Below are 10,958 nucleotides of genomic sequence, written 5' to 3' on the forward strand. Positions count from 1 at the left end.
AGCTATTTAAGATGTTCGGCTTTACCACTGAAAATGTGGTCAACACAGCGAAAGAATTACTCGACTAATTCTTCTTGCGCTTAACAAAGCCTCGCGATGCGGGGCTTTTTTGAATGAATAACGATACTTTAACCTTTCAATAAAGGTAGAGACTCATGCAATTTATTGATCTTCCTAAAATTGACTTACACTGCCACCTTGATGGCAGTGTGCGCCCAGAAACGATTCTTGATCTTGCAAATCAGCAAGGTATTTCCCTCCCGACCCAAGATATTGAACAGATACGCGAGCTGATGATCGCGCCTGAAACTTGCCCAAACCTTGATGAATACTTAAAGCGTTTTGACTTGCCCCTATCTGTGATGCAAACCGCTGACGCACTCGAAAGAATTTCTTTCGAACTTTATGAAGATGCGGCAAAAGAGAACGTCAAATACCTTGAAGTACGTTTCGGCCCCCTATTACATCTTGAAAGCGGATTAACACTTGAGCAAGTGCTATCAAGCGTTGTCAACGGCATGAAACGCGCAGAATCGCTTTACGATATTAAAGGCAACTACATCCTTTCGATTCTTCGCCATGCACCAAAAGACAGAATCAAAGAAGTATTAGATGTTGGTCAGCCGTATTTAGGCAATGGTATTGCTGCCTTTGATCTCGCCGGTGGAGAAGCCGCTGGATTTTGCGCTGAGTTTGTCCCGTATGCCGAGTACGCTAGGGATAAAGGTTACCACGTCACGATTCATGCTGGAGAGCAAGGTGTGGGGCAAAATGTTTATGATGCAATCACATTATTAGGCGCAGAACGGATTGGTCATGGTATTCACATTACAGGCCATCAAGCTGCCTATGACATGGTCAAAGATAAGCATATCGCTTTAGAAACATGCCCAAGCAGTAATGTTCAGACTAAGGCAGTTACTGCCTTATCTAACCACCCTGCTAAGGTATTTTTAAAAGATGGTATCGCCATTACAATCAATACCGATAATCGCACTGTATCGAATACGACAATGACGGCAGAAGTGGAAAAAGTCATGCAAGAATTTGCGCTAACACTTGATGATTACTTCAAGATTTACTCATACAGTGTTGAGTCTGCGTTCACTTCTGAGCAGGTTAAACAACACCTACGCAGCTTTATACCTGCGTAGAGCTGTCTAGCCACAATAGCCGATATTTCTCGGCTATTGTTTTTCTTCAAACCGCTGCGCAAGATGATAAAACTCATTCACTTGATTACGCAGTTCATGGGAATGTTGGTTAACTGATTGAGTTGCTGTCAGATTTTTCTCCGCAGCTGACGCAATCGACTGAATATGCAAATTCACATCCTCTGATAATCGGCGCTGCTTCATCGAGGCATCCTCGACCACTTTCATCAAGTTGTCCATCGAATGCATCATAGCTTCAACATCTGATAGACGTTTTGCGCTTTCTTGAGCCACTTCACCACAGGCATTGGTTTGCTCGCGATTTTCAATAATATCTTTCTGCCACTTTTCAATGGTCTCTAGCATAGTGCCGATGCTGTCTTTAATTTGCACAGTGGCATTAGCAGTGCGACCTGAAAGCGCTCGAACTTCATCTGAGACAACCGCAAACCCTCTTCCTTGCTCCCCCGCTCTTGCAGCCTCAATTGCCGCGTTAAGTGCCAGTAAATTGGTTTGTTCTGCGATCCCGCCAATTTCTTCCATCATTTGACTAACATTTTGCGCTTGTTCGCTCAGTTGAAAAGTGGCTTGCGTGGCCTGCTCTGCTTGAAGACTTAACTGCTCAAGGTTGGCATGTGTTTTATCTATCGTCTCTTTGGCTAACAAGCAAGTATTTAGCGTATCATCGATAAGTTCATGGGCTTCATGAGTGCTGGTTGACACTTCATTAGCCGTCAATTCCACTTCTTCTGATGCCACTCGCACTTGGCGAATATCACGAGTTTGTTGCTCAAGCGCTTCCGACACCTCATTAGTTGTCGCGCTTAAACTGTCTGATAGACTCAAAAGCGGCCTTGCAGAGTCTGTCATTCGTCCTAAGACAGTACGAATACGCGCTGATAGCAACTTAATATGAAAGTCCGCAACAGAAAACTGTCCTTGACCAGAATAAATCAAACGACTGATGCTGTCATAAACTGTTCTTAAATGCTTTAGCTGCCTTGGTGTGTCGACAAGCTCTTGTTTAAAGAGCATAAAGCCAGCGAGTGGAAGCAGATTCAAAATCCAGCTAAGCGCGCCTTCAACGGCAAACGCTTTTGCGAGTAGCGGCGCAATGAGGGCACCAAACACAATGACGTAGCGCAGCACATCGAAACGAGGAAGTGATTGGCGACGTCCTGATTTTTCGGCTTTTCGCAATTTTTTGTATGCCTTATCGGCAACATTTACCCATTCTCTTTTGGGTTTAACCCGAACGGATTGGTAACCAACCATCTCACCATTATCATAAATTGGCGTCACATAAGCATCTACCCAGTAAAAACCACCCGATTTGGTCCTATTTTTAACAATGCCACGCCACGCCTGACCGTTTTTCAAATGCGCCCACATATCGGCAAATGCGGCTTTGGGCATAGAGTCGTGACGGACAATATTGTGATGCTGTCCGAGCAATTCGTCTTGGCTAAATTCGGCAATGCGGCAAAAAGCTTCATTACTGTAGGTAATAACACCACTTAAATCGGTAGTGGAAACAAGTTGTTCATTGGTTTCCAGTAAGGTTTCTTGTTCTTGGGAATGTTGGGTAGCTGCCATAGATTTATTTTTCGAATTATCCATATGAAACACGAAATATAAACAACAAACAAAGCCAAGGCAAAGTATTAAATCGGTTTCATTTAACACTTTTTAATTATCATAAGTTTTACTGTAAATCATAGCCTTATTGTGGTTTAGGCCTTTTTGAAAAAAACCATGGCTAGGTTATGAGAAACTCAAACTCGATGTTAATATTACTCATAACTTAGTGCTTTACGGCAGCTTAGCTATTTAGTGGATATCGAGCATCACGATTAGCTTTATGCCGTCAGCCATACTTATTTATAAAGGCCAAATATTCACATGGTTAACAACACAATCCAATGGTTTCCGGGCCACATGCACAAAGCCCGTAAAGAGATCGAAGAAGCCATTCCACAAATTGATGTCATCATCGAAGTATTGGATGCTCGCATTCCATTTAGCAGTGAAAATCCGATGATCTCTGAAATCCGCGCTGGCAAGCCGGTTGTAAAAGTTTTAAACAAGAGAGACCTTGCTGATCCTGAATTAACTCAATTATGGATAGACCATTTCGAGAAAGAGCAAGATGTCAAAGCGATGGCGATTACCACGTCTAATCCGCAAGAAGTGAATAAGATTTTGGACCTTTGTCGCAAGCTTGCGCCCCACCGCGAAGAGATCGGCAAAAATATTCGTACCATGATCATGGGTATCCCAAATGTGGGCAAATCAACCATCATCAACACGCTTGCAGGTCGCACTATCGCAGTAACGGGAAACCAGCCCGCAGTCACTCGCCGTCAGCAAAGGATCAACTTACAAAATGGTATTGTGCTTTCTGACACGCCGGGGATTTTGTGGCCGAAAGTAGAAAACCCACACAGCGGGTTTCGCCTTGCAGCCACAGGCGCAGTTAAAGACACCGCGATGGAATATGAAGAAGTGGCTTTCTACACAGTAGAATACTTAGCCCAAGCCTATCCAGAACGCTTGAAAGAGCGTTACCAAATCGAAGAGTTACCGCAAAGCGATATAGAGCTGATGGAAGAAATTGGTCGTAAGCGCGGTGCATTGCGATCAGGTGGTCGTGTCGATTTGCACAAATGCTCAGAGATTTTGCTGCATGAACTGCGCAATGGCACCTTGGGGCAAGTCACTCTTGAACGTCCTGAAATGATCACTAAAGAGTTGGTTGAAGTCGAGATCGAAGCCACGCGTAAAGCCGAGCTTAAGGCACAAAAGAAAGAAGAACGTCGTAAACGCTATTTGAAAAACAAGCGCTGATCGAATTCTTGAATAGATTTAGAAATGGAATGATGAACGATTGATATGCAAACACCAACAAACATCATCACAGGCTTTTTAGGTTCAGGTAAAACAACCGCCATACTTAACTTGCTCAAAAACAAGCCTGCCAATGAAAATTGGGCTGTGCTGGTCAATGAATTTGGTGAAATTGGGATTGATGGCGCGATACTCACACAGCATGGAACGCTAGTAAAACAGGTGCCAGGCGGCTGTATGTGCTGCGCTGCTGGCGTGCCTACCTCTGTCGCCATCACCTCATTGTTACGCAGTAACCCTGACCGGTTAATCATAGAACCGACGGGATTGTGGCATGCAGACAAGATCCTCGCTACTCTTATGTCCGAGCAATTTCACGACCACATTGACTTGAAAGCAACCATTGTATTGGTCGATCCGCGCAATCTCTCCAATCAAAAATATCTGGCTAATGATAATTTCATTGAACAGCTCAGCATTGCTGACGTAGTGATAGGAAACAAGATTGACCTATGTACGACGAAAGACATAGACACTTTCAATGATTGGGTAACTGACCAAGATCCTGCAAAGATCTACTGTCAGTTAGTTAAAGATGGTCAGTTCCCGGTTGAAATCCTCGACAACATTAGACGTAACGAACCTAATCATAGGGCTGATATACATAGTCATCATGGTGGTGCGACTGCTCCTTTGACACTCAGTGCTGGTCAGCAAGTTCTTAGGAGAGAAAATAGCGGCCAAGGCTATTACAGCTGTGGTTGGCTATTTAGCGATCAGGTGGAATTTTGCTTTGATGAATTACTGTCAATGCTATCTGACCTATCGGCCGAGCGTATCAAAGGGGTGATGAAAACGGACAAAGGGGTGATGACACTCAATATCTCTCATGGTGTTGTTTCAGTATCAGAAGCGTCAGTGTCAGCCAAAGAAAGTAGAATCGAAGTTATTGATAGCCAGAAGCTACCTTGGGAGCAACTCGATATCATACTTCAGCAGCTCGCTGGCCTTTCATAAACTCTAAACAACAAAAGGCGCACAAATCAGTGCGCCTTGTCCCTCGTGACTCAATCGTGAGCTTGCGAATCAGTGCCTTCATCTTCGACATTCTGATCTTAATACGAGGATTTCTGCATATTTGGGTAAAACTTTCCATATTGTGTGCAAGGTTAACTTTCTCTATGCGAATAGTTCAGATTTCCTTACCCTTTAATTGTGGTTTATATCGCTCAGAGATCAAGAAAACAAGTGTGATCCTCTGCCAATGAGGTGAAACTTAGTGCATATGAGTTTGTTACGTATTTGAAATTCAAATTTTCATTTTTGATAGATAAAGATTGTCCTTATCAAGCGTATAATCAGCCCACTGATCCCTAACATCCCAAGCAACAATTTGCTTGAATATCGGGCGCAGCACTGATACTCATTCATAACAGGGACCAAAATACAAATGAACACCAGAGAGAAGATCAAGCAATCCTTTTTATCTAAGGTACCAAAGGATGCGATTAATCAATTTCTCTCAAAAGACAAGACACCTCTCTCTGTTCTCGCCCTTTCTTTGATAGTAGGAATATTATCTGGCCTTGTAGGCACCCTATTTGAGATGGCGGTTCACTTCGTTTCAGACACAAGAACTGACTGGTTAAAACAAGCAATTGGCCGTTTGCTACCGCTTTGGCTTGCGGCGATTCTCATTAGTGCTGCACTCGCTTTTATTGGATATTATCTCGTTCATCGTTTTGCTCCTGAAGCCGCAGGTTCAGGCATACCTGAAATTGAAGGTGCCATGGATGGAATACGACCAGTTCGTTGGTGGCGAGTTCTACCCGTTAAGTTTTTCGGCGGAATGGGCGCATTGGGCTCGGGTATGGTACTGGGTAGAGAAGGCCCTACTGTGCAAATGGGCGGCGCGATTGGACGTATGGTTACCGATATATTTAAGGTCAAAAATGATGATACTCAGCACTCATTACTGGCATCTGGCGCCGCAGGAGGACTCGCCGCCGCCTTTAATGCACCACTGGCTGGTATTATGTTTGTGGTCGAAGAAATGCGACCTCAGTTTCGTTATTCACTCATCTCAATCCGCGCCGTAATTATTTCGGCCATTTCTGCCAATATCGCCTTTCGTTACATCAATGGACAAGATGCCGTCATCACTATGCCTCAATATCAACGACCAGAATTGGCAGCGCTATGGCTTTTCTTATTGCTCGGCGCAATGTTTGGTGTATTTGGTGTCGCATTTAATCGTTTGATCAATCTTTCTCAAGATCTGTTTGTAAAGCTGCACCGAAATGATCGTAAGCGGTATTTGATTACAGGCAGCTGTTTGGGCGGTTTTTTCGGTCTAATACTGCTTTACTTGCCAGAAATAACCGGAGGCGGGATCAGTCTCATCCCTACCATTACCAATGGAGGCTATGGTGCTGGGGTTTTAATCATTCTCTTCATAGCTCGTATTTTAACTACACTACTTTGCTTTGCTTCAGGCGCACCAGGTGGCATTTTCGCCCCTATGCTGGCGCTGGGGACGCTATTTGGTTACGCATTTGGTCTTATCGTACAGACTTTGTTTCCAGAGCTTTTGATTTCTCCGGGCATGTTCGCAATTGCAGGTATGGGGGCGCTGTTTGCCGCAACAGTAAGAGCGCCCATCACAGGGATATTATTAGTTATTGAAATGACGAATAATTACTACTTAATTTTGCCTCTTATTATCACATGTCTGGGCGCTGTCATTGTGGCTCAACTCCTAGGAGGTCAACCTATCTATAGCCAGCTTCTACATCGAACGTTAAAAAATGAAAAATTACGACAAGAAGATCTACCTTGTGAGAACAAATCATAGTTGCTAATTAAGCAACTGAATTGATATCATTATTAGGCTAATCAGATTTTATTTAGGATTTACGCAGTTGAACTGGAGACGCTTTCTTAAGTTTCACAATGTCCCTCCTTCTCAGGCAGCATTGTCGCTGGGCATCATTGGCTTGGGGCATGCTTGGGCGTTGTATATTCCTGAAGTGGGTGTTTTTATCCGACCCTACCTTGCTGCAATCGGTGCCTTATTACTTACTCCGGTATTAATTAAGTACCTGAGTAACTATCGACTATTTTTAAACGATCTCCGCAACCCTCTTAACGGAAGCTTACTTGCACCCATGAGTATGGCGCTGCTGGTACTATGCGATTATTTGGCGGTGATTTCTCCCTTTATCGCCTATCCATTATGGTTTGCTGCATTATCGCTACACCTTACTATGATGGTCCTGTTCTTCTTTTTTCAATCTAGAAACTTTAAGCTTGCTAATATTGTTCCGAGTTGGTTTTTGTACCCTGTCGGTCTTATCAGTAGTTCATTAGCTGGCACTAAATTTGGCCACACCGTATTTTCTGAATCTTTAGTCAATATTTGTATTGCGACCTATTTTGTTATGTTGCCTGTCGCTCTCTACAGACTGATGTTTTTAGGCAGATTACCCAGAAGAGCGCGGCCAACTCTCGCCATCATGGCAGCGCCAATCAACTTATCACTTGCGTCATACCTGGTAAACTTTCGCCAGCCAGACCCAATTCTCACCGGAGCCTTGGCGGGCATAGCCATTACCATGACATTAACCATATACCTGTGCTACTTCCGTCTCATTCGGCTTAAGTTCCAACCCTCTATTGCCGCTGTAACTTTCCCATCCGTAATTAGCGCTATTGCCATGCATCGCTTAACCAGCTTTTTCGAGCAGTATCATCCACATTGGCATTGGCTGCATAAGTTTGGTTTTTTCGAACTGACTATCGCTACAGGTTTGGTCATTTGGGTTACCCTCAGATATATCAAGATGTACTGGCCTGAATTAAAACTTATAAAATCAGCTTGAAGTAATCTGAATTAAACGGAATTCAAACCGGACTTTATAGCTATCTGTGTTGATGATGCGTAGCATATTGGGATCTAGGTTCTTAAGGTGCTTACAATGTTTAATGACAAAGTCCAACTACAAATCATCAATTTAACTCATAGAACAGACCGCAAAGCAGAGAGCGTATCTGAATTAAAAAAATGCGGTATTAGTATTGATGATAAGTCATTCTTTGAAGCTTACTATAAACCAGAGTGTGGTGCGTTAGGCTGCAGCCTAAGCCATGGTAACTTAATTGCCCACTATTTATCTCACTCTTCCAGTCCATACTTGTTAGTCTTGGAAGATGACTTTGAAGTCCAAGAGTGCGAACTATTTCTTTCTAGCTTAGAGAGAATTTTGGATTGCTCTAACGAGTGGGATGTATTTCTTCTTGGCAATAACCAAGCCATACCTATTGCAATGATCGATGATCAACTCGGGTTTTCTAGAGTAATCAACTCACAAACCGCATCAGGCTATATTGTCCATAGAAGCTTCGCTATTAAGCTAATGAGTACGTTTTTTGAATCTGCACTCGGTCTCGAGCATTCGAGCAAGCTCCCTCTCAAGCTCAATAAACTCGTTAGCCATCACTATTGCTTAGATATTTTGTGGAAGAAGTTACAAACTGAACATAGATTTGCAACAAGATTACCCTCATTAATCAAGCAACGGGCGAGTTACTCGGATATAGAGATGAAAAATGTAGATTATGGTGTTTGATTTAGACAAGTAGGCAAGGGTCAGAACTTTTTTGAGTAACAGGCATACTCATTATTCATTTCTGTCCAACTCATCAGCCATTGTTAAAATTCGGTTGCAATTCAATCTGTCATTATAATCAAAGAAAACCTGGTCATCATTTAGATAGATTGTCTTATCATTTATTATTTTTCCTATATTTTCAATGACTTCGTCGCTATTATCACATGATACCAAAAAGGGCGTTTCTTTATCCGTAATCATTTCCCCTCCTCGGACAGCAAGGAATGCTTCTTTGTCAAATGGATAAGTGATCGCGGGCTTTCCTAATCTTATAAAGTCAAATACAACAGAAGAATAGTCAGTGACTAATAACCTACCTGTAGACAACATATGTTCAAAGTTTAAATCTGACATATACCGGAAAGAAACGCATGGAAGATTAACGTTCATTTCAAATTTAGACATCTTATGATGTAATACCAAAGTAATCTGATGGTCATTTTCGCTTGCCCATTTTGATAATTTGGACGTTAGATCAATAATTGAACGATAATATTGAGACTTTATAAATTCATCTAAGCTTTGATGTTCCAGCCAATTTCTCCAAGTTGGTATATAAAGAATGTTGTTGCATTGTTTGTTTGTAACTTCAGGAAGATAGTCATACCTTGCAAGCCCAGTGACTTTAATAATATCTTCAGGAAATGAGTAGTCACTAATAAAACTATTTTTCTCAAAATTAGATGAAACACAAAGCATATCAGGAAGCTCGTTCCTGCATGTCATAGAATAATGATCATAATAGAATGATGTACGATTGAGTGCCATAACACCATGTTGTAAAAAAATAAGTTTCTTACTATTTCTTGGCTTTTTATTGAGAACTCTCCAATAAGGAGAAATATCTAACATTGATACGTCAAAGAAGTATCTTCTCGCCAGTCCAACATAAAATAAGTGCCTGATACTGCCATACTTTAAAACATTACCATACTTACTCGCTTCTTCAATGTTTTTCTCTCTAGTGACAAAGTAACAGTTTAGTCTCCTACCTACGCCTTTAAAAAAAGCAAAGCCATTATCAGATATTGTTTTTCCTTCCCTTTCTCCTATAAGAGAAATGTTAACATTAAAAATTTTTGAACAAAAAAAACCAATATTGAATAAAAGCAATGACTTAATGAAATTGTAATATATGATGGATTTCTTACTAAGAATATATTTAAATGCACTGAAATTTAAACTGAAGATTACATGACGTTTTTTTAAATTATTATGATACATATTTTTTAAAAAAGTCAACTCTCCGGCACTTAAGTATTTAAGAAGGTTGAAATTATATATAAGAATTCTTTTAACATCCTTAATATCTTCATTTTTAAATGACTTAGTCTTAGAATATATACCTATATTACTAATTAATTCTTTTATGAAGAAAAACTTTCTCATTTTTTCTTGAGTTTCTTTCTCAAGAGCACTAAAAGAATTATCAAGATCCTTTGTTACGAGGATAGATTCTTTTATATTTTTTATTAAGTATTTTTCGCTCTCAGTGCTTTCTATATAGACGACCTTGTCAACAGACCCTATTCTTTTTGCTTTGTAATATCCATAAATACAAGGCTTACTATCACTGGAGTAATTAGAAAAATCTGAAAAAATTGACTCATTTTCACTTATTAAAAATGCTTTCCTATATATCCTATTAAAAGGAAATATATTTTTTATCAGTTTTGGAGTTTCTTCAAAAGTAGTTGAATTGATTTTTCCAAGAAAATGGGAAGGTTTTATATATGCTCCGTTATCTCCAACATACTTTTCCCAAGCAATTGCCATATCTAAGCAGTGCTTTTCCGCGTGTTCAAATAAAGAAATCAGTCCATCTTTAACAACATATCCATCTGATTTCATGAAGAATAAGTACTTACCTCTTGCGTTTTTTATTCCTGAATTAAAACAATATCCATTTTCAGGAAAGTCGCTTTTAATGACTGAAACCCTATCCAATTCAGAGTATTTATTAAATTCATCATTAAAATTTCTATCGTCTATATTATAGGTTACAATTATTATTTCTATATTCAGTTTGCATATCTTTAATAAATCAATAGTATTGATTATAGAATATGAAATATCTCTCGCTGATATAATAATCGAGATATCTATTGTTTTACTTTCCATAATAGTTTTTCTAAGCAATATTTTCTAATACTAGCATAATAATAATTTGGATGTGAAAAATATTATAAATGCTCCATATATTATGCTTAAAGAAGTCTTAATGGATACTCTGTGCTGAGGAATCCCCTGATAATTTAGATAAAAATCATCAAGTTAAGGTAGATGC

8 protein-coding genes are annotated in these 10,958 nt (G+C 40.4%); 6 read left to right on the plus strand and 2 right to left on the minus strand.

Annotated features, from left to right (window positions below):
* Window positions 1–155: 155 nt before the first annotated feature.
* Entirely contained in the window at window positions 156–1,154 is a 999-nt protein-coding gene (add, locus tag AAFM34_RS18765; RefSeq protein WP_341665483.1) for an adenosine deaminase, read from the plus strand.
* A gap of 33 nt (window positions 1,155–1,187) precedes the next feature.
* Here add and AAFM34_RS18770 read toward each other — a convergent pair whose 3' ends face one another.
* A complete protein-coding gene (locus AAFM34_RS18770; RefSeq protein ID WP_341665495.1) occupies window positions 1,188–2,750 on the minus strand; it encodes a methyl-accepting chemotaxis protein in 1,563 nt (520 codons plus the stop codon).
* A gap of 306 nt (window positions 2,751–3,056) precedes the next feature.
* Between AAFM34_RS18770 and ylqF the strand changes: the two genes are divergently transcribed.
* From ylqF to AAFM34_RS18795, 5 genes are all read left to right on the plus strand, one after another.
* On the plus strand, window positions 3,057–4,001 hold the full coding sequence (gene ylqF / locus AAFM34_RS18775; protein WP_114786429.1) for a ribosome biogenesis GTPase YlqF: 945 nt from the start codon (window positions 3,057–3,059) through the stop codon (window positions 3,999–4,001).
* Window positions 4,002–4,046: 45 nt separating this feature from the next.
* The gene (locus tag AAFM34_RS18780; RefSeq protein WP_341665485.1) at window positions 4,047–5,018 is read left to right on the plus strand and encodes a GTP-binding protein; all 972 of its coding nucleotides are present in this window, start codon (window positions 4,047–4,049) and stop codon (window positions 5,016–5,018) included.
* Between the two features lie 433 nt (window positions 5,019–5,451).
* Window positions 5,452–6,855 (plus strand): H(+)/Cl(-) exchange transporter ClcA, encoded by a 1,404-nt coding sequence (gene clcA, locus AAFM34_RS18785; RefSeq protein WP_341665487.1) that lies wholly within the window; start codon window positions 5,452–5,454, stop codon window positions 6,853–6,855.
* 67 nt (window positions 6,856–6,922) lie between these two features.
* Window positions 6,923–7,882 (plus strand): TDT family transporter, encoded by a 960-nt coding sequence (locus tag AAFM34_RS18790; protein WP_341665489.1) that lies wholly within the window; start codon window positions 6,923–6,925, stop codon window positions 7,880–7,882.
* Window positions 7,883–7,978: 96 nt separating this feature from the next.
* On the plus strand, window positions 7,979–8,629 hold the full coding sequence (locus AAFM34_RS18795) for a hypothetical protein (protein ID WP_341665491.1): 651 nt from the start codon (window positions 7,979–7,981) through the stop codon (window positions 8,627–8,629).
* Window positions 8,630–8,680: 51 nt separating this feature from the next.
* Here AAFM34_RS18795 and AAFM34_RS18800 read toward each other — a convergent pair whose 3' ends face one another.
* Window positions 8,681–10,792, minus strand: coding sequence for a CDP-glycerol glycerophosphotransferase family protein (locus tag AAFM34_RS18800; RefSeq protein ID WP_341665493.1), 2,112 nt, complete (start codon window positions 10,790–10,792; stop codon window positions 8,681–8,683).
* Between the last annotated feature and the right edge of the window lie 166 nt (window positions 10,793–10,958).

Source organism: Vibrio sp., from assembly GCF_038138445.1.
Classification (GTDB): Bacteria; Pseudomonadota; Gammaproteobacteria; order Enterobacterales; family Vibrionaceae; genus Vibrio.